The sequence below is a fragment of the Rubneribacter sp. genome (genome assembly GCF_965361815.1).
In genome coordinates this window covers 18,958-42,251 of record NZ_CBDTNW010000185.1, presented here as the reverse complement: position 1 = coordinate 42,251, position 23,294 = coordinate 18,958, and the positions used below count along the sequence as shown (strand labels likewise).

At 62.1% G+C, this 23,294-nt stretch carries 17 protein-coding genes; 12 read left to right on the top strand and 5 right to left on the bottom strand.

Translation table 11 applies throughout. The annotated features are described in order from the left end of the window. Positions 1-240: 240 nt before the first annotated feature. The 3 genes from ACWKY3_RS13365 to ACWKY3_RS13355 form a co-directional block, all read right to left on the bottom strand. Entirely contained in the window at positions 241-1,335 is a 1,095-nt protein-coding gene (locus tag ACWKY3_RS13365) for a restriction endonuclease, SacI family (protein WP_449316888.1), read from the bottom strand. A gap of 484 nt (positions 1,336-1,819) precedes the next feature. Then, a complete protein-coding gene (locus ACWKY3_RS13360) occupies positions 1,820-4,072 on the bottom strand; it encodes an oxidoreductase (protein ID WP_449316887.1) in 2,253 nt (750 codons plus the stop codon). Positions 4,073-4,172: 100 nt separating this feature from the next. After that, complete coding sequence (locus tag ACWKY3_RS13355) at positions 4,173-5,720, bottom strand: response regulator transcription factor (protein ID WP_449316886.1); 1,548 nt, start codon at positions 5,718-5,720, stop codon at positions 4,173-4,175. Positions 5,721-6,266: 546 nt separating this feature from the next. On the opposite strand from ACWKY3_RS13355, the gene ACWKY3_RS13350 reads away from it, so the two are divergent. The 6 genes from ACWKY3_RS13350 (at position 6,267) to ACWKY3_RS13325 (ending at position 12,097) form a co-directional block, all read left to right on the top strand. Then, entirely contained in the window at positions 6,267-6,479 is a 213-nt protein-coding gene (locus ACWKY3_RS13350; RefSeq protein WP_449316885.1) for a hypothetical protein, read from the top strand. Between the two features lie 33 nt (positions 6,480-6,512). Further along, positions 6,513-7,508: a PDDEXK nuclease domain-containing protein gene (locus ACWKY3_RS13345; RefSeq protein ID WP_449316884.1), complete on the top strand. Its 996-nt coding sequence runs from the start codon at positions 6,513-6,515 to the stop codon at positions 7,506-7,508. Positions 7,509-7,920: 412 nt separating this feature from the next. Next, the gene (locus ACWKY3_RS13340) at positions 7,921-8,808 is read left to right on the top strand and encodes an AraC family transcriptional regulator (protein WP_449316883.1); all 888 of its coding nucleotides are present in this window, start codon (positions 7,921-7,923) and stop codon (positions 8,806-8,808) included. A 246-nt stretch (positions 8,809-9,054) separates the two neighbouring features. Beyond that, entirely contained in the window at positions 9,055-9,666 is a 612-nt protein-coding gene (locus ACWKY3_RS13335) for an MptD family putative ECF transporter S component (RefSeq protein ID WP_449316882.1), read from the top strand. A gap of 9 nt (positions 9,667-9,675) precedes the next feature. Next, complete coding sequence (locus ACWKY3_RS13330; RefSeq protein WP_449316881.1) at positions 9,676-10,554, top strand: energy-coupling factor transporter transmembrane component T; 879 nt, start codon at positions 9,676-9,678, stop codon at positions 10,552-10,554. A 19-nt stretch (positions 10,555-10,573) separates the two neighbouring features. Then, positions 10,574-12,097 (top strand): ABC transporter ATP-binding protein, encoded by a 1,524-nt coding sequence (locus tag ACWKY3_RS13325; protein ID WP_449316880.1) that lies wholly within the window; start codon positions 10,574-10,576, stop codon positions 12,095-12,097. A 19-nt stretch (positions 12,098-12,116) separates the two neighbouring features. Here ACWKY3_RS13325 and ACWKY3_RS13320 read toward each other — a convergent pair whose 3' ends face one another. After that, entirely contained in the window at positions 12,117-13,166 is a 1,050-nt protein-coding gene (locus ACWKY3_RS13320) for a helix-turn-helix transcriptional regulator (protein WP_449316879.1), read from the bottom strand. Between the two features lie 101 nt (positions 13,167-13,267). Between ACWKY3_RS13320 and ACWKY3_RS13315 the strand changes: the two genes are divergently transcribed. Then, positions 13,268-15,163: an ABC transporter ATP-binding protein gene (locus ACWKY3_RS13315; protein WP_449316878.1), complete on the top strand. Its 1,896-nt coding sequence runs from the start codon at positions 13,268-13,270 to the stop codon at positions 15,161-15,163. Continuing rightward, complete coding sequence (locus ACWKY3_RS13310; protein WP_449316877.1) at positions 15,164-16,894, top strand: ABC transporter ATP-binding protein; 1,731 nt, start codon at positions 15,164-15,166, stop codon at positions 16,892-16,894. Between the two features lie 324 nt (positions 16,895-17,218). On the opposite strand, the gene ACWKY3_RS13305 is transcribed toward ACWKY3_RS13310, so the two are convergent. Then, a complete protein-coding gene (locus tag ACWKY3_RS13305) occupies positions 17,219-18,796 on the bottom strand; it encodes a twin-arginine translocation signal domain-containing protein (protein WP_449316876.1) in 1,578 nt (525 codons plus the stop codon). Positions 18,797-18,946: 150 nt separating this feature from the next. Here ACWKY3_RS13305 and ACWKY3_RS13300 point away from each other — a divergent pair, with 150 nt between their 5' ends. The 4 genes from ACWKY3_RS13300 to ACWKY3_RS13285 all read left to right on the top strand — a co-directional run bounded on the left by ACWKY3_RS13300 (position 18,947) and on the right by ACWKY3_RS13285 (position 23,293). Next, entirely contained in the window at positions 18,947-19,657 is a 711-nt protein-coding gene (locus tag ACWKY3_RS13300) for a response regulator transcription factor (RefSeq protein WP_087192522.1), read from the top strand. A 132-nt stretch (positions 19,658-19,789) separates the two neighbouring features. Then, positions 19,790-21,307 (top strand): sensor histidine kinase, encoded by a 1,518-nt coding sequence (locus ACWKY3_RS13295; RefSeq protein WP_449316918.1) that lies wholly within the window; start codon positions 19,790-19,792, stop codon positions 21,305-21,307. Between the two features lie 156 nt (positions 21,308-21,463). Further along, positions 21,464-22,342, top strand: a complete 879-nt coding sequence (locus ACWKY3_RS13290) for a phosphoribosylaminoimidazolesuccinocarboxamide synthase (protein ID WP_449316875.1) — start codon at positions 21,464-21,466, stop codon at positions 22,340-22,342. 231 nt (positions 22,343-22,573) lie between these two features. Further along, a complete protein-coding gene (locus ACWKY3_RS13285; protein ID WP_449316874.1) occupies positions 22,574-23,293 on the top strand; it encodes a hypothetical protein in 720 nt (239 codons plus the stop codon). Position 23,294: the final 1 nt, after the last annotated feature.

The following is a 23,294-nucleotide window of genomic DNA, read 5'->3' as shown; positions in this document are numbered from 1 at the left end:
GCGTTGACGCGGACCGCCTCCGGTGGGGTCTGCGTCAACGCCGGTTTAGCAGCGGAGCGGAAGCGCCCCTGTTGAACCGGGACCGGCAGAGGTTGGGCCGGGCCGTCGGGCAAAGCCCCGCCGGAGCCTCGGAAAGCCCTCCCGCCCGACGGACAGCTGACAGACGGGGCTTTCCGAGGCGCTCGGCCGAGGGAAGCTCGGTTCGAGGGTTGGCAAACATAAGCTCGTGTCAATGGTGGTCTAACGGAGGGCTCCGTAAACCCACCTCATTGTCTCCGGTGACGCTTTTATTTCAGTCATCGTGGTTCTGAGGAGGTCGAATAGCATCACGGAGTCGATGTTGTGATTGGTGACGAAGAAGAAGTCCATAAGCGCGTCTATCGTCATGACCCCAATCACCATGCCCTTGTTCTCGTACTCCGCCTTGACTTGGTTGAAGTACCTATGCGTCTCTTCGTTCAAGGCGCTGGCCCTTCCTGCGATGAAAAGCATTGCGGGAGCTGAATTCGCGTGGGCTGCTTGCGCGGCTTTTCTGACTTCGGTTTCGGTGAAAGGCTTGTCTTTCAGTTCGATTACCAAGAAGAGTTTTTCTTTGCCAAGGTAGATATCCAGGTCGCCTATTTGCCTGCTTGAAGCACCTGACTGATTGACCGGATGAGGAACTGTCGAGTAGCCTCGTGATTTGGGAAAGAGCACGGAGAAAATTGAATTTGCCACCAAGAGCAAAGAAGATCCCCCGAAGTTTTTGTCAAGTAGATCGCTCATGAACGTTCGCGCTTCAAAAACATTGGTCGTAAGAATGGCGGCCTCGAAAGAAGAGGCTTGCACTCGCTTTCTTTCGGCTTCTTCAAGGCATCGCGTTATAAAGTAATCGAGGCACTCCCTTGCTTTCTCTTGAGCATCCACCAGCGGGAGATACTCGCACAGCAAATTCAGCGCCTTTCTCGGGTCGCCATTGGCTGATTTGTTTGAAACGCTTAAGCGAGGGTGGCGTCCCGGATTGTTGACGAGAGGGTCTTCGTTGCTTCCGTCCAGAACATCATCCAGAAACTCTCTTTGAAAAGGGAATATAACGTGTTTGCAGAACGAGCGCGCATCGTAAGAGCCATCGGTCTCGTCGCTTGCTTGAAGGGAAAGGATGTCAATCCGATCATCTGCGGTTTTTGCGGCTAAGGCTGTAAAAAGAATATATCGATACGTTAGGCAGTTCTTGCCGCTTAGCACAAAATCCACCGCAGGCTGTATTTCGCACGAAATCGAGGGATTGGTTTGAACGCGAAACAAAGAGTCGGCCAGCTCTTTCGTTGCTTTTGTTTGATCAACTGCGATACTCATAATCCCCCAATGCAAATGTCTTTGATCGTTGAATTGCAATTTTTATCAGCGTATCAAAACACTCTGGGATCTGACAAGTTCAGGCATCGCGATAATATCCATACCCCACTCCCAATCCGCGAAGGCGTGGTCGTCGATGTCTTGACGGGCGCGGATAACGTGCCAGACGATGAAGGATTCCTCGTCGAAGGTGTAGAACGCACGGTAGAATCCTACCAGGTGGGAGCGGTAACCTTTCCGATCAAGGGAGTTGTCGAAAAGGGCTTTTCGAGGATGGACGTGTCTCCCAGCAAGGCGATGGCTTTCTTGATGCTTTGGTATGTGCGGGCGGGGCAGGATCGTCGGGTGCGCGCGACGGGCAGCTGCCGATCCGGCAATGGGGCCGCGTTCGAAGAGGAGGGGCCTTCCCCGGCGGCGCAGGCCCCTCGCGCCGGCGCGGCCCCGGCGAGTCTGCCAAGGCCGCGCTTCGGGAAAGGGCGCTTTCTTAGATGGTTCGCGCGGCGGCGTTGGCGGTGCAGATGGCCTCGCCGATGTTGAAGGGGTTCGCGCAGTCCCCCACGGGGTAGACGTCCATGGAAAGCCCCTGCGCGAGGTCGGTGTTGGGCAGGCCGTCCAACGCTTCGATGAGCGTGCCGCAGGGCAGCTCCACCTCCGTGCCGGCATCCGTCTTGACGGTCACGCTGCCGTCGTTCACGCCCAGCACCTCGGCCTGAGGCCAAAAACGCGTGCCGAGCGCCTTGATGAGGGGTTGCGTGTAGGTCTTGACCCAGTACGAGTGGCCTGCGCCAATGGCGCTTGCGGGGCTGGGCGTGACCACCTGGACGTGCTTGCCCTGCGCCATGAGGTACATCACGGCGTCGATGGCCTGGGCGTTCGACCCGACCACCACCACGTTGTCGGCCACGTCGGCGGTGAGGAAGTCGTCGATGGAGACGATGCTCGTGCCGTTGCCGCCGGAAAGCCCCAGTGTGTCGCGCGCAGCACCCACGGCCAGAACCACCGCATCGGGCGCTTGCTCGCTGATGAAGCTCGCGTCCACCTCCTGGTCGGTGACCACGTTCACACCGGCTACTTCCAGCTGCTTGGCCAGGTAGGTTTTAAGCGGAATCAGGTTCTCATGCGGACCCTTCACGTTGCTCGCGAACTCCAAAAGCCCGCCGAGCGATCCTTTCCGCTCGTACAGCGTCACATGGTGGCCCCGTTCGGCCGCCACGCGCGCAGCCTCCATGCCGGCAGGGCCGCCTCCCACCACCATCACGTTCTTCGCGCTGGCAGCCGGCTCCGGGTCGTAGAGCCCGGGCAGCTGGCCGGACACGATGCGGAAGGGGTGCGCGGCGTTCGTGCGGCAGCTGAACACCTGATTGCCCTCCAAATCGGCATCCCAGTGGCAGTGCATGCAGCGCGTGCAGGGGCGGATCTCGTCCAGGCGGCCCTCCTTCAGCTTGGCCAGGTACTCAGGCTCCACGCTCAAGGGGCGGTTCATCAGGATGAAGTCGATCTCGCCATCGGCGATGAGTCGTTCGAAGAACTCGGGGTCGCGCGCGGGGTCCATGTAGGTGACGGCGCCCACGGGAATGGAGACGGCCTTTTTGATCTCGGCGGCCACCTTCGTCATGATGCCGAGGCCCGATTGGTCGGCCTTGAGCATGCCCTGCCAATGGCGCTGGAAGTCGAACTGGGTGCCGTAGCCCGTGGTGCCTTCGATGCCGTAGCCTGCGAAGTACAGATCGCCCGCGAATTCCGCCACGTGCATGCCGCAGGGTCCGATGCGGATATGCAGCGAGTCGGCGCCCGCCTCCTCGATGAGCTTGCACATCTCCTTGTTCTCTTCCACGGTGGTGAACAGCGCGTTGTCGCCGATGTTTTTGTCGTTTTCCTCCGCGCCGTTGACAAGCACCTGCACGGGGAAGTCATCGCCGCATGTCGCCTTGATGCCTCGGACGACTTCGCAGACGAAGCGCGTGCGGTTCTCGAAGGATTGCGGGCCGTACTCGTCGTCGCGTTTGTTGCGGTTGCGGGACATGAACGTCTGGCCGATGTTCTCGCCGGCGGCGTTGATCTCCACGCAATCGAACCCGCATGCCTTGAGCGTGGAGGCGGCCTTCACGGTGTCGGCGATGAGGTCCTGGATCTCCTGAGCGGTCATGTCCATGCAGTCCGACGACTGGAACAATGCGTTGGGGTCGGGTTCGAAGCCGCTGAACATGAGGCCCATGGTGGCCAGCTGGTAGCCCGCGCGACTACCGTTGTCCTTGATGGCCGAGGCGAACGTGCGCAGCTCGTCCTCGGTCCAGTCGGCGAATTTGCCCACATCGGGGACGGCCTTGAAGTGGTCGTACAGCTCGGCGAAGTCGTCGCAGTACACAACGCTCGCGCCGCCCTTGGCAAGCGAGGCGTAGTGCTGCAGGTGCAGATCGCCCGTGATGCCGCGCGATGTGACGCCGATGAAGCCGGCGGCCGATTTCACCACGCGGTTGGGCAGTGCGAGGGCGCCCATCTTCCATTCGGTGAACAGCGACGGGCACGTTCCGCTTGCGGTTGCCGTCGAAGCGTTTTGCGGATTGAGCCGCGACGCGTGGGCACGCACTTCGGTGCCGGCGTTCGCGGTGTCGGCACCGCTCTCTGCGGCGACGGTCGCAGCCTCTTTGGGCGCGCAGCTTGCAAGGCCCAGCGATGCGACGGCGCCTGCGGCAAGGGCCGATCCCGCCAGAAACGACCGTCTGGACAAAGCTCCCATGATGTTCTCCTCTCCTTGTTGGCGATGCCCCGCAATCTTGTCGGGGCGGCGTCCACGATAGGGGAGGGCGCGGTGCGAGCGGTGTCTCAAAACGGGTGATTCAGGTGTCGGCTTGGGTGATTTCGCCGCTTTCGCCCATACGCTCGCAGTAGCTGATGAGCTGTTGGCGGGTGTGCACGTCGGTGGCCCGGTAGATCCGCTTGACGTGGGATCGCACGGTGTTCTGGCTGATGATCAACTCGTCGGCGATGGCGGGAACGTTCTTGCCGCGCAGCAGCAGCTCGAGGACCTCCGCCTCGCGCGCGCTCAGCTGGTGGCGCCGCTGCAGCAGGGCGGCGCGTTCGCGCGGGCCCATCGGGGACACTGGCTGGTTGGCGGCGGGGTCGACGCATTGCGGGTGGGGGACGGGTGCGTCGTCGGTGTTCGGGCGGGGGGTTGCGCGCCGATCCGCCTCAGCCCCCTCCTGTTTGCGCCTGCGCGCGTACACGAAGGCCATGCTCAACACGTAGACGCAGAAGAACACGCCGAACACCACCAACAGCTCTGCGGAGTTCGACGAGCGCAGCACCAGGGGCATGACGTACTCGAGCGCAACGCAGAAGGCCATGAGGGAGAAAAGCCCGACGGCGTAGAAAAGCTCGAACACCAGGTTGTTCCGGTGCGCCAACGAGATGGCGTCCGTGCAGAACAGCGCGAACACCACCACGAAGTACAGGCAGGACCCTGCAAGCAACATGCCCAGAGAGTACGGATAGCCCGCAAAGGGGACGGGGAACAGGGCCAAGATGAGCGCGGGCGTGACGTACTTGAAGAACTGGATGGAGCAACGCGGGCCCTTGATGCGGCTGAGCGCAAGGAACACCACGCCGGCGGCAACCGCTTGCGCCGCGCAGACCACGCCCAACTGGGTGCCGGGGTCGAGCGCATTCATAAGCCCCAGGTAGTTCATGGTGGGGGCAACGATCTGCAGCGCCACAACGCAGAAGAGGACCTCGCCGAAGCGCTTGAAAGCAGGGAGGTAACGACGCCTCAGGATCGAGGGGGTGATAGTCGCGCGAGGTTGCCGTGCGGCGACGTCGGAACGTGCGGGGCTGCCGTGCGTTCGGTCGAATGCGAGCAGGACGACGCTGCATGCGGCGGATACGAGCAGCGCTATCGCCAGGCATTCATGGAGGCTTTCGAGGGGGGCGCTCGCGCACCAGGCGTTGGCGAGCGCGGAACACAGCAGCACGAACGGCAGCACGGATCGCGCTTTCTCCGGCGTTAAGGAAATGCGCGCCATCCAGAACATGTGCAGGCACGCGTACGACCATCCCGCGCAAAACGCAGTCGCGCAAAGCGCTGGCAAGCCGCTTGTCCACAGGCCGCTGAAGAGCAATGCCGTTGCGAGCAGGACGGCCGGGAGCGTTGTTTGCATGTGGAAGCGCCCGTTTGCGCCTGTGGCGCAAGCTGCGGCCGCCCGTGCGAGTATGCCGGCGAGCATGCCGACGGTGGCGAACAGCAGGTACCAGTCGGCAAGGGGCTGCGCGACGGGCCCGAGCAGCGAACCGTCTGTCAGCACGGTGCTGCCGTTCCATACGCCTATGCCGTACAAGCTGAGGTTCGCGCCCGCCCCCAGCGCTACGATCAGGGATTCCTTTGCCGACATTTTCCTCCCTCGCTTCGTCGAGGCCATTATAACGAAGCGGAGGGGTCTTCGACGCAAGGAGCTCTTGCGGGTGCGATGCCGGAAGGAACGAGGCGCCGCCGGATTGCCCTGGTTTGGGATGCCGCGTGCCGGTTAGGGTGCCGCCTGCCGGTTGGGCCCCGGTTGGGCCTTGCTGGCTGCCTGTCGGTCGAATCGGCGCGGTTGTTCGATTTTCCGGGAATCGCTCGAGTTCCAGGTCGGTTGCGCTAGCCGAACTGGCGATCAATGGGGCTGGCTGCACTGTCGAACTAGCGGTTGCGTCGACATCGGCAGAGTTGGTCGAGGTGCCGGCATGGCTGATGCCGGTAGCCTTAGACGGCAAGACGATGATCCCTCTTATTTTCCTTGTCATATTTTGACGAGGAAGAGTGGAAAGATCAAAATGATGAGAAGCAGGGAGAGGGCTGTGCTCTTGGAAACGGACATGGTTGAGTTCAAGCGCAAGTTCACATGGCGGGCGCTTAAAGCGATTATGGCGTTTGCCAATGCCAACGACGGATCGCGCACGTGGGAATCGAGGATAACGGCACGGTGGTAGCCCCTCCGTGGGAGCCGGTTAATGAAAAAAACGTGAGCATATCTGCCATTCGAAAAGCCGGAGGCTTTGTTGCGGGCAAAAGGAGCGACGCGCCGGTAATTAAGGGGCTCGCAGAGACGGAGAAGATAACATCACAATTCGCGGTCTTTAGGGAAGGGCGTTGGGCATGGATGCATCGTTAGAGCGCGTGGGGGAGCGGGCTTGTCCCGACAGATTTGTACGACAGGATCGCAGGCGTTCTCGATGCGGCAAGAAACCGTGCCTACACCGCCGTCAACTTTGCCATGGTGCAGGCATATTGGGAAATCGGGCGCAGCATTGTCGAGGAGCAAGGCGGCGAGGAACGGGCGGAATACGGCAACGCCCTCATTATTAACCTTTCCGAGAAACTCACAGCGGATTACGGCAAGGGCTTCGACGAGCGCAATCTTCGTTTTATGAGGCGTTTTTACACGACATTCCCAATTCGGAACGCGTTGCGTTCCGAATTGGCATGGACGCATTATCGGCTGCTATGCAAGGTTAAGGACGAAGATGCTCGCCTGTGGTACATGAACGAGGCCGCAAACGAGCACTGGTCGAGCCGCCAACTCGACCGACAGATTTCAACGCTATATTACGAGCGACTCCTCGCGAGCAGAGAAAAAGAGCCGGTCATCGAAGAGGCAAACGAAAAACTGGTTCAGGTTGAACCGGTCGATTTCATCAAAGACCCCTACGTGCTTGAATTTCTCAACCTCAAAGAATATCCGAGGCTCCACGAGAGCAATTTGGAGCAGGCGCTCATCGACAAACTCCAGGAGTTTCTGCTTGAATTGGAGACGGGCTTTTGCTTCGTGGCGCGGCAGAAGCGTATGCGCTATGAACACGATGACTTTTATCTCGACCTCGTGTTCTACCACGCCATTCTCAAATGCTACGTGATTATTGATCTCAAAGTTGGCAAACTTACGCACACCGATGTAGGGCAGATGGATAGCTATATCCGTATGTTTGATGCGTTGCAGAGACGCGACGACGATAATCCTACCATCGGACTCATCCTCTGCTCAGAAAAGAACGAAGCCGTTGCTCGTTACTCGGCCCTTGCAGACGGAAAGCAGCTGTTCGCCTCGAAATACGTGCTTGAACTGCCTTCGGTTGAGGAACTTGAAGCCCAAATGGAAAATACTCGCCGCGCATTCGAAGCGAATATCGGAAGCGAAGGGTAGGCAACCTGTGTTGAATATCACGCAAGACCGTCTTTGGCGACGTTCGGCGGTGCGGTATAAATGGTGCAACCCCAACTTCTCGATTTTTTACCGCAAGGTGTGAGGCCGTTTGAGTGTGCTACGCGTGCCCTGCGTCACCTGGCACTTTGACGCACGTGTGGATTGTACCAAGAAGGAAAAGCGCATGGTTTTGGCGGGCTGTCAGGTCGCGACAGGTGCCATGGTGGATGTCGTAGGTGGGCGCTCTAGCCGCCCCGGGGTTTCCTCCATAAAAGTTAGATGATGTATACTTATCAAGAGGAAATGATCGGTGCCGGGAGGTGTCATGCGGTTCACATACGAGGATGCGGGGTTCGCGCCAAGTTCGCTTGTGATAGAACGCCCCTCGTGCGCCGAGGCAGGCTGGCCAGACATGCAGGCAAGGAATTGCGGAGCGCTCATCTGGGAGGACGGCTACGATGTGGGCGCGTTCGCGTCGGGTTCCATGCGCGCTTTCAGAGCGGGCGAGGGCGTGTCGGTTTGCGTGTCCGATTTCCTTATGCGCCAAGATGTCGTTCAGCGAGAGACGCGCGTTGGCGTTGACCTGTACCAATTCGGATGCTGCCTCGAAGGCTCAATGTCGTGGCGGGTGGAAGGCGGCTCCGAGCAGATTGTGGATGCCGGTGACGTGGTTGTTCAGCACGTGTCCGACGGTGAGTGCGAAAGCGCGCTAGCGGGTGGGCAACCATGCAGGACCGTGAGCGTGATGGTGCAGGGAAGCCGTCTTCGCTCGCTGGTGCCCAAAGACGTGCTGAACACCTTCGATACAGCTGTTGCAACCATGCCGCTGAGTGTTGAGGCGAATGCTGCCGCACGGACTATCTGGGGACACCAAGGAGGGGGTTGGGCTGATCGGATGATGCTCGAAGCCAAGGCGCTCGAGCTTGTTTCCCGGCTTCTGGGGGAATTAGCTGCCGGTTCGTGCTGTGCAAGGCCAGCCGACGTGTTGCCTGACGATTTCGCCGCCTTGCTTGCGGCAAAACGCTGCTTGGAGGGGCATTTGGAGGAGCGAATTACCATAGCTGACCTTTCCCGGCGGGTGTATCTCAACGAGTGCAAGCTCAAGTGCGGATTCAAGCGTTGCTTTGGTCTCACAATTCAAGAGTACCGCCGGCGATGCCGTATGTACGCTGCGCGTGATCTCATTGTTTGCGGGGGCTTACGTGTGAAAGATGTGGCTTGGAAGGTGGGCTACTCCAACGTCAGCCACTTTATCGAGGCGTATCGTAAAGAATTCGGCGCCACGCCCACAGGTCGCTAGGGAAGCGCTCGCAATTTGCATCTGCCATCGCGTTTGCAGTGATTGCATTCCGGCAAAGCCCTCTTCTGCGTGAAGTTATATGAGGCGAACTTATCCCTATCGGGGTATACAACATCCCGATAAGGGCATTCTGATCCCTTGTCCCGTGGTTTCATAAAGTTAGACAAGGTGAATGAATGCCGTTTCCGAAGAGGGGCTCGCTGTGGCTCGCGATTCGGACGGCGTTCGTCCGAAAAGGAGCAGGCCATGGCAGAGCAAATGAGAACGACAGCCGCATCGAAAGGACTGAAAGCGCGAGATTTCGCCACGCTCGGTATCTTTTCGGCATTGTTATTCGTGCTGACAATGGTAGTGGGCATGTTGATGAACAATCCGCTGGCGTTAGTGCCGTGGGCGCCCACGGTTATTGCGGTTGTCGGCGGACCGTTGTACCTGATGATGCCAGCCAAGGTGGGCAAACGGGGCGCCATTCTTGTTCCTGCGTTGGTGATAGGCGTCATCTGGGCGCTTATGGGCGGTATGTTCGTGCTGGTGGGCATGGTGATTGCCGGTATTGTGGGCGAAATTATCGTGACGCGTACGAACTATAAGAGCTTCGCCGCTATGACCGTTGCGTATGTGCTCTTCATTGTGGCCTATCATTTTGGGTCGGTGTCCATTGCGTGGATTGTGAGCGATTATTTCACCCAGTTCGCCAGCTATCCTGCAGAAATCGCGGCCATGATGGAGGGGGCTATAAACTCTCTGAACGGCTATGTGTCCATTATGGCTTCAGTTGCGGGCGCGTTGGTGGGCGCATTGTTTGGACGTGCGGTGCTGAAGAAGCATTTTGTGGCTGCGGGCGTTGTGCAGGGCTAGGCCATACCTATGTGCGCTGCAAAGGAGTGTGCCGATGATGCAGAAAGCGCTGTTTCGGACGCACCGGGGGAAGCGGTTCTCAAAATTGGTGTGATTGCCGCACCTCTGTCGGCTGCTCCTCGTGTCGAAGACACGCTTGAGGTGCCTGCATCCGCCTACTCGCGCGAAGCCGAGGTTGCTGATGCGGATGCTTGCGCGCGACTGTTCGACCCGCGTGTTGTGCTGTTGCAGGTGGTGCTTGCTGCAGCATGCGGGTTTTGTCTGAACCGTCCTGCGGCAAGCGCAGCAGCGGGCGTTGCTATCGCGATAGCGCTTGCCGTTATAGGATGTCGGCGTCAGGCTCTTGTGCTGCTTGTGTGGACAGCGGTTGTGAATGCACTATGTTTGGTCATTTTGGCTGTTCCAAGCTGGGGCGCAGTCGGCGCGTTTGTGGTGGTGTTCTTTGTGCTGCGCAAAGCGGTGCCGCTTGCGGGTGCAGCGCTTTTGTTTTTGAATGGTGTCACGGTGAGCCGCCTCATAGCGGTGCTCACGCTGTGGCGTCTGCCCAAACCCTTCGTTTTGACTTTGGCGGTGGCGTATCGGTTTGTACCCACTGTCGGCAACGAGGTGTCCCTTATTTGCGATGCGCTTGCTATGCGCGGCAGGCCGTTGACAGTGCGCGGTTTTCTACGCTCTCCGCGTGAGATGCTGGAATGCGTGCTTGTGCCGCTCATGATGCGTTGCACACGTGTGGCCGATGAGTTGGCGGCATCAGCCACTGCACGTGCTGTGGAAAACCCCGCGCCGCGTGTCTCGCGTTATGAGCTGAAGATGCGTGGTCGTGATGGTGCGCTTCTTGCGGCAACGTTGGTTTGTGCGGCGGCGGTAGTCGCTCTTGAACTTGCGTGAAGAGGAGCGCGAAGTTCTTATGACTCCCGACAACGTGGTGAACATCAGGGATTTTTCATGGCGTTACCGTTCGTCTGAGGCGCTTGCGCTCAACGAAGCCAGCCTCACGGTGCGGCAAGGTGAATGCGTCGTGGTCACCGGGGCGTCGGGGTGTGGCAAGTCCACGCTCGTTTCGGTGATGAATGGTTTGATACCGCATTTCCATGAAGGAGAGTATGCGGGCGAGGTGAAGGTCTGTGGCATCGACGTACTGCAGGGCCAAACGTACGAGATAGCGTGTCGGGTGGGCAGTGTGTTTCAAGATCCGCGCAGCCAATTTTTCGCCACTACTACCAGCGATGAAGTGGCGTTTGGCTGCGAGAATCTGGGATTTCCGCGCGAGAAAACGACACAGCGCATGAATGCGGCGTTCTCTGCGCTGGCCGCCGACGATCTGCGTGACCGTAGTATCTTTTCGCTTTCAAGTGGTCAGAAACAGAAGATAGCCATTGCGAGTGCGCTGGCGGTGGATCCTGAACTTATGGTGATGGACGAACCGTCCGCAAACCTTGATAACGAAGCGTGCCGGATGCTGGCTGATGCTGTGGCGGCACTCAAACGAAATGGGCGCACTGTGGTGGTAGCTGAACACCGGTTGAGCTATCTCATGGGAGTGGCTGATCGTGTAGTGGTTATGGAACGCGGGCGCGTGGTTGGGGAACTTTCGCCTGATGAGGCAAGAGCTCTTTCCTGGGAGAGCGCCGCGGAACGCGGATTGCGGTTGCCGAGCCTTGTCAATGTGCCGCTCAACCAGCTATCTGGCGGCGAAGGCTCGGTCAGAGAAGCGCCTGATTTTGAAGCGCGCGGGCTGCGTGTGTCATACGGAAGGCGCCAAGTGCTTGGCGAGGTTGGATTTTCGTGTGTGGGCATGCCTGGGGTGACAGCGATCATCGGTGGCAATGGTGCAGGTAAGACCACGCTCGTGCGTACGCTCTGCGGCCTTAAACGCGAAGCAGAGGGAGAAGTGTGCATTGGTGGCCGCCCGTCCGAGGCTGCAAAGCGTCGGGAGCTCTCTTCATTTGTCATGCAAGATGCCGATTACCAATTGTTTACTGAGAGCGTGGAAGCGGAGGTGCTGTTTGCCCGCACGATAAAGCCCGCTGTACGCAAGCGCGCCGATGCGGCGCTGGCGGCGCTCGGTTTGGACGGTTTTCGCACGGCGCATCCTCTGACGCTTTCAGGCGGCCAGAAGCAACGCCTGACCATAGCGTGCGCGCTTGCGGACACCTCGCCGCTTGTGTTCTTTGACGAGCCAACAAGCGGGCTTGATGGCGGCACTATGCGCGAAGTAGCGCGGTTGGTGCGTTCGCTTGCACGTGAAGGGCGACGGGTATTTGTGGTGACGCATGATTTTGAGTTTGTTGCTGCGGCGTGCGATCGGGTGCTTGCGGTGCGGGCTGGCGTTATTGCGGACGACTTTGCCGTGTGCGAGAAAAATCGCGAGCGGCTGTGTGGGTGGTTGGGTTTAGGAAGCGGGGGAGGAGCCGAAGATGATGAGGGGTGACGTGTATGTGTTGCCGCCGTCAGTTCGCTGTTCTTATCCTGTCGCGCCAAGTGCTGGGAGGCATGCCTGTCTCGCGCTCGAAGGCTACGGTGAAGCTGGACGCGCGCGGGTAGCCCACGGCTGCGGCCACCTCGGCCACGCTCAGGTTGTGGATGGGCAGCAGCTCTTCGGCGCGCTGCATGCGGGCGCGGCGGATGTAGGCGCCCAGGCTCTCGCCTTCTTCCTGCGAAAACGCCGCGCACAGGCGAGTGCGGCTGGTCAAGAGGTCGTGCGCCAGTCCGTCGAGCGTGAGCGGCGCATCGAGGTGCTGTGCGATGTGGCGTTTTGCCGCCCGCGCCAGAGCCGCTTGCTCGTACGTGCCCGCTGCCTTCTCCGCGCGCGTGCGTTCCTCGTACCACATGATGGCTGTGCGCGCGGCTTGCGACACGCGGGCGGCCAGAGTGCCCTCGGTGGCCAGGCGCCCGCCGTACAGCGGCGAGATGGAGTTCATGAGCGCGCCGAGGACGCGTGCCAACTCATCGGTGCAGGTGGACCCTGGTTTGTCCACAAGGGCGCGCGCGGCATTTCGCTCGCGCGGCTCCCAGTGGTCGAACCACGACGGCAGAAGCATGATGGACGTGGCGTTTTGCAGCGACCCCGCGCGCAGCCACGAGGCGGCCTCGCCCGTTTGCTGGCCGAAGACGGCCACGTTGCCTTCGGCGCTCCGTGTTCTCGGCTGTGCGATGGGGCACAGCGCCAGGCTGTCCGAAGACAGCGTGCACAGGCACAGGCTGGTCACTTCGCGCTCGTAAAACAGCAGGTCGCGTTTGACGGTAAGACGATGCGAGGTGACCACGCAGCTTTTCCCGATGGAGTACACGTATATCGCGCCCTCGGCCACGTCGCTGTCTATGGAGCCGAACAGGGCCGAACCGTGCGGGCGCAATGTGGCGCCGAACTGCTCAACCTGGGGAAGGTAGAGCAGTTCGAGGGCGGCGATGCGAAGGGTGCGTGTCGTGCGCGTGTGCATGAAGTAGCCTGCTGTCTCGCTTTTGAATTCGTTCCAACCGGGACGCCAAAGGTTAACCATGGTGTACTTTCATGATACGTTAGGCGCGGCTGACTTGCAAGCGTCTGTGGGCCCATGCTGGCGCTTGATTCGCATAACCGCACATGAGAAGGAGGTTGCATATGTCAACAGAGGCGTCGACGACCGGGGCGGTGTCTGCCCGGGCTGTTTCGCACGAAGATCGCCGCGCCCCCGAAAAGCAGCGAGCACCCGAAAAGCATCGCGGTCCCGTCGCGCAGTTGCTGGACTTCGCAGGCAAGCGGAAAGCCCTCACCTATGTGGGCTGCGTGCTTTCGGCGGTGTCCATGCTCGTGGGCTTTGCGCCCTACGTGTGCATCTGGCTGGTGGCGCGCGATCTTCTGGCCGTGGCGCCCGACTGGGGTGCAGCCTTAGGCATTGCCGCATATGGCTGGTGGGCGCTGGGGTTTTCGGTGCTGTCCATCCTGCTGTATTTCGTAGGCCTTATGTGCACGCATCTGTCGGCGTTTCGTTGCGCGTCGAACATTCGCAAGCGGGCTACCGAGCGCCTCATGCGCGCTTCGCTCGGCTACTTCGACACGCACGCTTCGGGTGCGCTGCGCCGCATGGTGGACGGCTGCGCGGCCGAGACGGAGGGGCTGCTCGCCCACAAGCTGCCCGACACGGCGGGGTCGATCGCCATGGTTGTGGGCATGCTCGTGCTGTTCTTCGTGTTCGACTGGCGGCTGGGGCTTGCGTGTTTGGCATCTGTCATCATCTCCATCTTGTGCATGATGAAGATGATGGGCGGGCGCGGTATGGATTTCATGATGAAGTACCAGGAATCGCTCGTGAGGATGAACAAGACGGGTACCGAATATGTGCGCGGCATTCCTGTGGTCAAAGTGTTCCAGCAGACGGTGTACTCGTTCAAGGCGTTCCACGATGCCATTCAGGAGTTCACCGTGCTTGCGCAGGAGTACGCGGTGAAGTGGTGCCAGGTGCCGCAGTCGCTTTCTCTTTCCGCCATCAACGGCGTGGCGGTGTTTTTGGTGCCGCTTATTATCTTGTTGGCGCCGGGTGAGTCCGATTTTGGGACGTTTCTTGCCAACGTTGCGTTCTATGCCATCTTCTCGGCCATCATCCCCACGGCCATGACGCGCGTGATGTTCATCTCCGATGCGCTGCAAACAAGTCAAGCGGCCATGGCGCAGGTGGGGGCCGTGCTGGCGGCGCCGGTGCCCGCACCTCCCGCCGCGCCCGAGGCTCCGCGCGACAACAGCGTGGTTTTTGACAACGTGACCTTCACCTACGAAGGCGGCGAGCAGCCGGCGCTCGAACAGGTGAGCTTTGAGGTGCCCGCCGGCGCCACGGTGGCGCTTGTGGGGCCTTCGGGCGGCGGCAAGACCACGGCGGCCAGTTTGGTGCCGCGCTTTTGGGATGCGGATGCGGGCAGCGTGCGTGTGGGAGGCGTGGACGTGCGCTGTATCGACCCGCACGACCTCATGGACCGCGTGGCGTTCGTGTTCCAGGCAAACCGCCTGTTCAAGCAAAGCGTGTTGGACAACGTGCGCGCTGCTCGGCCCGACGCGACGCGCGAGGAGGCCATGGCGGCGCTTGAAGCCGCGCAGTGCGCAGACATCGTGGAAAAGCTGCCCGACGGCATGGACACGGTGGTGGGCACAGGCGGCGTGTATCTATCGGGTGGCGAGGTGCAGCGCCTCATGATAGCCCGCGCCATTCTGAAGGACGCACCCATCGTGGTGCTGGACGAGGCCACGGCCTTCGCCGATCCGGAGAACGAGGCGCGCATTCAGGCGGCGTTCAAGCGGCTCGCGGTGTCCGCTACCGGCGAGCGGCGCACCGTGCTCATGATCGCGCATCGGCTGTCCACTGTGGTGAACGCCGATAGGATTGTCGTGCTCGACGGTGGACGCGTGGCCGAGCAGGGCGCGCATGCCGACCTGCTGGCGGCGGGTGGGCTGTACGCCCGTATGTGGGCCGACTACGAACAGGCGGCCAGTTGGAAAATCTCGAGCGCGTCTTCGGAGGTGAGGTAGATGTTGAAGGAAAAGTACGGCCTGACCAACGAAGGCGTGCGCAACGTCAGGGTGGGAACGGCGTGGACGGCGGCATCCAATCTAGCCGTGTTCGGCGGAGTGGGCACGTTGTGGATGCTTATGTCGCAGTTGGTGGAGCACCTGACGATAGACGCGCCGCTACCGGATCTGCCCCCCTACGCTCTTGCGTTGGTCGTGTTCGCGGCGGCGGTGATCGTCACCCAGTACTATGCCTACTACTATCAGTACGGCGTCATCTACAACGAAAGCGGGCGGCAACGCATCAACCTGGCCGAGCGGCTGCGCAAGTTACCGCAGTCGTTCTTCGGAAAGCGTGATCTGGCCGATCTCACCGAGACAATGATGGGCGACGTCAAAACCATCGAGCATGCTTACAGCCATGTGCTGCCCGAACTCTACGGCGCCTACGTCTCGTTCGGCGTGGCCAGCGTGGGGCTGCTTGCGTTCGACTGGCGGTTGGCCCTTGCAGCGCTGTGGAGCGCGCCGGTGGCGTTTGCCCTGCTGTTCGCTTCGCGGAGGCTTTTGGCGCCCATCATGCGCACCACCCGCATGAAGAACCTGCAGGTGTCCGACGACATTCAAGAGGCGCTCGAGTGCGTGCGCGAGGTACGCGCCACCAACCAGGAGGAGCGCTATCTCAGTGGTATCCGCGCCGATGTTGATGCGGCCGAGCGGCAGACTATCAAAGGGGAGCTGGCCACAGGCGTGTGCGTGAACAGCGCGCAGATTGTGCTGCGGTTGGGCCTTGCCACCACCGTGCTGGCGGGAGCGGCCTTCGTTTTGGAGGGAACGTGCGACTTCATGACGCTGTTCGGCTTTTTGCTGGTGGTGTCGCGCATATACGCGCCGTTCGATCAGTGCCTTATGCTCATTGCGGAGCTGTTCGCTGCGCAGACGGCCTCGGCGCGCATGCGCTCGTTCTACGACGAACCCTTGGCAAAGGGCGGCGATGCGTTTTCCCCGCGCGGCCACGACGTGGTGTTCCAAGACGTGTCGTTTTCTTACGGCGGTGGCGAGCAGGTGCTGCGCAACGTGAGCTTCACGGCAAAGGAAGGCGAGGTCACCGCGTTGGTGGGGCCGAGCGGATCGGGTAAATCCACCTGTTCGAAGCTGGCCGCGCGCTTTTGGGATGCCGAGGGCGGGCGCGTCACGGTGGGCGGCGTGGATGTGGCGGGCGTGGACCCCGAGGTGCTGCTGCGTGACTACGCGGTGGTGTTCCAGGACGTGCTGCTGTTCGACGACACGGTGATGGGCAACATCCGCCTGGGGCGGCGCGACGCAACCGACGAGGAGGTGCTGGCCGCCGCGCGCGCCGCGAACTGCGACGAGTTCGTGGGGCGCATGCCGCAGGGCTACCATACGATGATCGGCGAGAACGGCAGCAGGCTTTCCGGCGGCGAGCGCCAGCGCATCTCCATTGCCCGCGCCTTGCTGAAAGACGCGCCCATCGTGCTTTTGGACGAGGCTACCGCCAGTCTGGACGTGGAGAACGAGACGCAGGTGCAAGCCGCGCTCTCGCGCCTTTTGGCAGGCAAGACGGTTATCGTGATAGCGCACCGCATGCGCACCATCGAAAACGCCGACAAGGTGGTGGTGCTCAAAGAGGGTCGCGTGGTCGAACAGGGCGCGCCGGATGAACTCAAGGCGGTAGGTGGTGAGTTCGCCCACATGGTTGAGCTGCAGCGCGCCGCCGCCTCTTGGGCGCTGTAGCGCGACTTGCCGTCGAGGGCGGAGGGAAGACTTCGGGCCGCGCGCCGCGCCTCGGTCTACATGCCTGCGTCTGGCCTGATCGGATCCGTGCACTTTGCCCGCTTCACGCTGCGGCCGCGCGTTCTGCCGGCCCGCCCCGTCGCCGCCGAGGGGTCCCGGAGGGAGCTAAGCGGGATCCTTGGAGCGAAGCCCCCCTTCCAGCGAGCAAACGCGCCCCTGCGCAGCGAAGCGGACCGGCGGGGTGCGGCGCGAGTTCCGCAGCAAAGCGAGGACTGTTTGAGCGCCGCACCCCGCCGGTCCGCTTCGCCACCCCCAGGCGTCGGGTTATGCGAGCGGCTTCCAGATGCGCACGCGGCAGCACTTCACCGCCTCTTCCCCAAGCGGGGTGTGGTCGATGTTCGCGAACGTGACCACGGTGCCGCGCGATCCCGTGGACGCTAGGTACTCGCCGTAATCGTCGGCGCCGCTGTCGGGGTCCAAGGTGAAGTACTCGCCCGACTCAAGGTCCACGCCGCATACGGAGGTGGTGGACTTCACCATGAAGTACTTCCCGCACCAGGCGGGGGCGGCGGTGGGGGTGCGCCCGAAGCAGAACCAGGGCGCTGCGCTGTAGTTGCCGTCGGTCACTGCGGAGGAGGGGGTGTACGTGCCCAGGTTCGCAATGCCGTCACCGTAGTTGTAGATGGCGTCGAAGGCGAAGGAGAACCCGGTTTCGCCGTAACCGGCCTCGATCGGCTTCATGGAGGAGGGCAGCACCATGGTGTCCGTCACCGATCCCGACTCAGCGTCTATCCTGGTCAGCTGGTAATGAACGGACGCCGTGTCGGTGCGGGGGGTGACGATCACGGCGTCGTCGAGGGCATAGGGCGGCGTGGCCATGCGCCCGGTCGAGGAGCAGACGGTTTCCGCGCCGGTCGACCCCAGACGCACGCGCTTGAGGACCGAGTCCTCCGAAGCTCGGTTTCCTCCGGATTTCGGCAGCACCTGCCAAAACGCGTGGCCTCCCGCAGCCGCGATGGAGGGTGTTTCGTAGTCGGCGCCGCCCTCGTCGGCCAGGACGGGCGCCCCAATGCCCGTGCCCGCACCTTCGACGCGCGCGGTGTAGATGCGCCAGATGCCGTCCAGTATGTCGGCTTCGGTCCACACGAGGCCCTCCGACGTGGCGCGCACGTCGTATATCTCGAAGCCCTCGTCAAGACCCACGGCCCCCTCCAGCACGGTGGTGTATTGGCCCGACCCCAAGGACAGCAGCGCCACGTGCGTGAGCGGGCTGGCTCCTTCGGTGGGCAGCAGGCAGGCGGCCACGTTTTCGTCGCTTGCCCAGACAAGCGAGCCGTAGGGGAGCTCGCACGTGGCCGTCAGCCCCACGCGCGTGCCGGCGTCCTCGATGCGCGTCAGGGAATCGGACGCGGTCACGGCGCTGGTGGGAACCTGCAACACGTCAAGCTCGTCATTGGCGTTGCTCTGCATCTGCTGCACGACCACGGCGCCGCCGCCCCCGATGGCGGCCAACGCCCCCACGCCGAGCGCGCCGTACAGAAAGCGCCTGCGCGTGAGCAGCGCCTGCCCGTCGTCGGATGCGCCGGAGCGGTTTGCGCGCGTTTTCGCTCGGGAGGGGCGCGAAGGCTGCGCGGCGGTCGTGCGCCGATGCGCGCCGCCCGCCCGCACGTCGACGCCGCCCCCCAGGCCGGCCACGTTGCCGATGCTGGGGGCTCCTCCTCGCTCGCCGCTCGCGCCACCGCCTCCCAAGCCGGCCACGTTGCCCACGTGGCCGCCCCGCGCGCCCGTCTTTCCGCCGGCGTAGAGGGTCTTGCCGTTTGCGGCGGCCCGCCTGTTGGCGCGCCGTTTGGGCGCCGTGGAGGGTCGCGCGTGGTTGGCGTGTGTCGATCTTCGGGTCACCATGATGTTTATTGTGTCATTTCCCGCACAGGTTCAAGCGGGCTTCGGTCGAATTGCTACAATAAACGCAAACACAAACGTTGCGCTTCCATCTGGCCTGTTGACGCAACGGGCCGCGCGGCATCGGCGACCGACGAGCTTGAGGAGTGATCCATGAGCAACGAAACACGACGCATTCTGCTGGTTGAGGACGAGAAGGCCATCCGCGACGCGGTGACGGCCTACCTTGAACGCGAGAACTACTGGGTGACGGCGGTCGGAGACGGCCAAGAGGCCCTCGAGGAGTTCTCGAAGCACCATTTCGACCTGGTCATCTTAGACCTCATGCTGCCCCGGGTGCCCGGCGAGCGCGTTTGCCGCGCCATCCGCGACAACTCCGACGTGCCCATCATCATGCTCACCGCGAAGGGCGAGGTGGAAGACCGCATCATCGGCTTGGAGCTGGGCGCCGACGACTACCTGGTGAAGCCGTTCAGCCCCCGCGAGCTGGTGGCCCGCTCCCGCGCGCTTTTGCGCCGCGTCCATGCCGACAGCGAGCCGCAGCGCGAGGTGCTGGAGTTCGGCGAGCTCACCATCGACGTGTCGGGCCACAAGGTGCTCGTCAACGGCGAGGAGATCGACCTCACGGCAAGCGAGTTCAAGCTGCTCACCACGCTGTCGCGCTACCCGGGTCGCGTGTACTCGCGCATGGAGCTGGTGGAGAAGGTGCTCGGCTACGACTTCGAAGGCTACGAGCGCACCATCGACTCCCACGTGAAGAACCTGCGCGCCAAGATCGGCGACAATCCGCGCAACCCGAAGTGGCTGCACACGGTGCACGGCGTGGGATATCGTTTCGAGGATCCCACGAAAGCCGCCCAGTAGTCCGGCGTCCGCGCAGGCACCGTGGCAGCATCCGACAACGACCGGGCTCCGGCCGGCGCAAACGCCTCGCCTGCGGGCGGGGTGGAGCGCATCATGGTGGAGCCCGGAACCGCCTCAAGCGGTCCCATCAGCATGCCGCTTGAGGCAAGCGACCCCGAGCCGCGCAAGCGCTCGTTTCTGAAGTGGGGAAACCTCACCTACACCACGCGCGTCACCATGGCGTTCGCGTTCATCGCGGCCATGACGGCGCTCGTGGCCATTGGCGTGCTGTCATTTGTGTGGGAGCAGCACTTTCAGTCCTACACCCAGGAGAACATGAAGCGGCTGGCCCAGTCCACGGCCAACAACATCGCCGAGGTGTATCAAAACACCGGAACGCTTGACGACCAGGAAGTGCGCAACCTGGCAAGCTATTCGGCCCGGCTGACGAAGGGCGCGGGCGTGCGCGTGGTGGACAACCTGAACGACCAGGTGATATTCGACTCCACCGCAGTGAGCATCGACGGCAGCGGCGAGGTGTCCGGCCCGGACGGGTCGGGTCCGAAGAAAACGCTCGCCCCGCCGGAATCGTCCATGGCGTATTCGCTCATCGTGTCCGACGGCGTGGCGGTGGGATCCGTGCAGGTGTGGGTGCTGGGGTCGGAGGCGCTGCTCACCTCGGTTGACGAGCAGTTCCGCGACAACTCGTACCAGGCCATGGTGTTCGCCACGGTGCTGGCCATCGTGCTGGCGTCGTGCATAGGCTTTTTGTTCGCGCGCGCTTTGGTGAGCCCCATCAACCGCATGACCAGCACGGCCAAGGCCATCAAGGAAGGCAATCTGTCGGCGCGCACCAAGCTGCACGGCGAGGACGAGATAGCCCGCCTGGGGGAGACGTTCGACCAGATGGCCGACTCCATCGAGCGCGACCGCGAGCTGGAGCGCCGTTTGACCACCGACGTGGCGCACGAGCTGCGCACGCCGCTCATGGCCATCCAGTCCACGGTGGAGGCCATGGTGGACGGCGTGTTCGAGGCCGACGAGGAGCGCCTGGAAACGGTGAATTCCGAAGTCCAGCGCTTGAGCCGCCTGGTGGACGCCATCTTGAAGCTCTCGCGCTTGGAGAACCGCTCCACGCCCATGAAGGAGGAGATCGTGGACGTGGGCGAGCTTATCGCCAGCATCGTTGCCACGCACGAGGCGTTCGTGGCCGACTCGGGCCTGACGCTTTCCTACGAACGCGAGCGCGATGTGCGGGTGCTCGGCGACGCCGACATGATCCGCCAGGCGGCCGCCAACCTGGTGTCCAACGCGGTGCGCTACACGCCGGAGGGCGGGCGCATCTTCGTTCGGGTGAAGAAGGGCGACCTCATGGCGTCCATCGAGGTGGAGGACACGGGCATCGGCCTTTCGCCCGACGAGGCGAAGATGGTGTTCTCGCGGTTTTGGCGCGCCGATGCCGGACGCACGCGCGAAAGCGGCGGTTTGGGCGTGGGGCTTGCCGTGGTGAAGGAGATCGTCGATCGGCACAACGGCTGGGTGCAGGTGGAAGGCGCCAAGGGCAAAGGGGCGTGCTTCACCATCCATATCCCCCTGTACAACGACGAGGGGCAGCAAAAGGGGCCGAAAGCGCAAAAATCACGTGGAAAGTCCCGCAAAGACCAGAAATAACCCGCGAAATAGACGATAATGCGTACCGTGGGGGCGGCTGCGCAGAGGCGCGCCGCAACGCCGAAGCGCGTCCTTCCGACCGCTTCGCTCGGAAGTGCCGGCGCGCAGCCGCCTCGATCTGCGCGCTGCCGTTGAAAGAGCTACGAAAGGACCGTCATGACGGGGATCGACATCAAGCCCGACGCGCAAGGCAAAGTGCGCGACCTGTACGACCTGGGGGACAAGCTGCTGCTGGTGGCGACGGACCGCATTTCGGCGTTCGACTACGTTCTTGAAGACGAGATTCCGAACAAGGGCGCGGTGCTCACGCAGCTGTCGTGCTTTTGGTTCGAGCTGTTGGACGGCGTGGTTGAGAACCACCTGATCAGCGCCGACGTGGCTGACCTGCCCGATCAGTTCAAGCCCTACGCGGACTACCTGCGCGGCCGCTTCATGCTGGTGAAGAAGGCCGACATGTTCCCCGCCGAGTGCATCGTGCGCGGATACCTGGCCGGCAGCGGCCTCAAAGAGTACCAGAAGCAGGGCACCGTGTGCGGCATCAAGCTGCCCGAGGGTCTGGTGAACTCCTCGAAGCTGCCCGAGCCCATCTTCACGCCGTCCACGAAGGCCGAGATCGGCGACCACGACGAGAACATCAGCTACGAGCGTTTGGTGGAGATCATCGGCGAGGACGACGCGTCGCAGCTGCGCGACCTTGCGATCAAGGTGTACACCGTGGCGCGCGACCATGCATCCGAGCGCGGCGTGATCATCGCCGATACGAAGTTCGAGTTCGGGCGCTTGGGCGGCAAGATCATTCTGGCCGACGAAGTGCTCACGCCCGACTCCTCGCGTTTTTGGCCGGGCGACGAGTACGAGGCGGGCAAGGACCAGCCCAGCTTCGACAAGCAGTACGTGCGCGATTGGCTTTCCGCCAATTGGGACCGTCAGGGCAATCCGCCGCGCCTGCCGCAGGATGTCATCGAGCGCACGAGCCAAAAGTACATCCAGGCTTACGAGCTCATAACCGGACGGACTTTCGTTCCGTTTGCCTGACGGCAGCCGCAGCGCCTTGCTGCCGCGAGGCGTCAAGGCGCCCGCCTTGCCGCTTTAAGCCCTGCTCCGCAGCCCAAAAGGCCGCTTCAAGGGTTTGAGCGGCAATCCGGCACCTTGACGCTTTTCGCCGGCGGGCCCGGGGGTTTGCGAGCTTGCTTTCAGCCTGCGGATTCGCCCTTCGGCTTGCGAGTTTTTGAGTATTGGACCTACGAGTTTTCTGGAGAGAGCAACATGTCCCAGCGCAATCCCCTGAACGATCGCTACCAAACCGACGAGCATCGCGGGCAGACGCGCAAAAGTGCCGCGTCGGTCAAGCCCAAAACGAAAGCCGCCTCGTCGGTGCGCGTGCAGCCCACGGAAAAGACCAAGCAGCAGAAGAAGGCCGAGCAGAAGGCCGCCCGCGCCAAGCAGATGGAGCTTGACCGCCGCTACTACAATCCGCCGACCCCCGAGTACAAGCGTCTGCGCAAGGTCTGGTGGGGCCTGCTCATCGCCGCCATCGTGATGACGGTGCTCTCCTTCGCGGGCCGCTCCTTCTTGCCGGAGACGGTCACGTACGTCACGCTCGGCCTGGCGTACGCGTGCATCATCGGCGCGCTCTACGTGGACTTTTCGAAGATCCGCAAGGTGCGTCGGGCCTATCAGGAGGAAATGTCCAAAAAGAAGTCCAAAGAGCAGCGCGCCCTGGAAAAGCAGAGGAGGGCTGCCGAGCGCGAGGCCGACCAGAGAACGGCCGAGGATCTTGAGAAGACGAAAGAGGAGCTGAAGAAACGGCGCTTGTTCGGCAGCGGTTTCAGTTTGAAGAGGGCCGAGAAGGCGAAGGCCGAAGAGCAGGCCGACAAGGCGGGCAAGGCTGACGGGGCCGATGGGGGCAACGCGGTGCTCGAGCGTGCCAAGGCCAGCGCGAAGAAGGCGTCTGGAAAGGCCGAGGGGCAGGATTCGACCAAGTAAA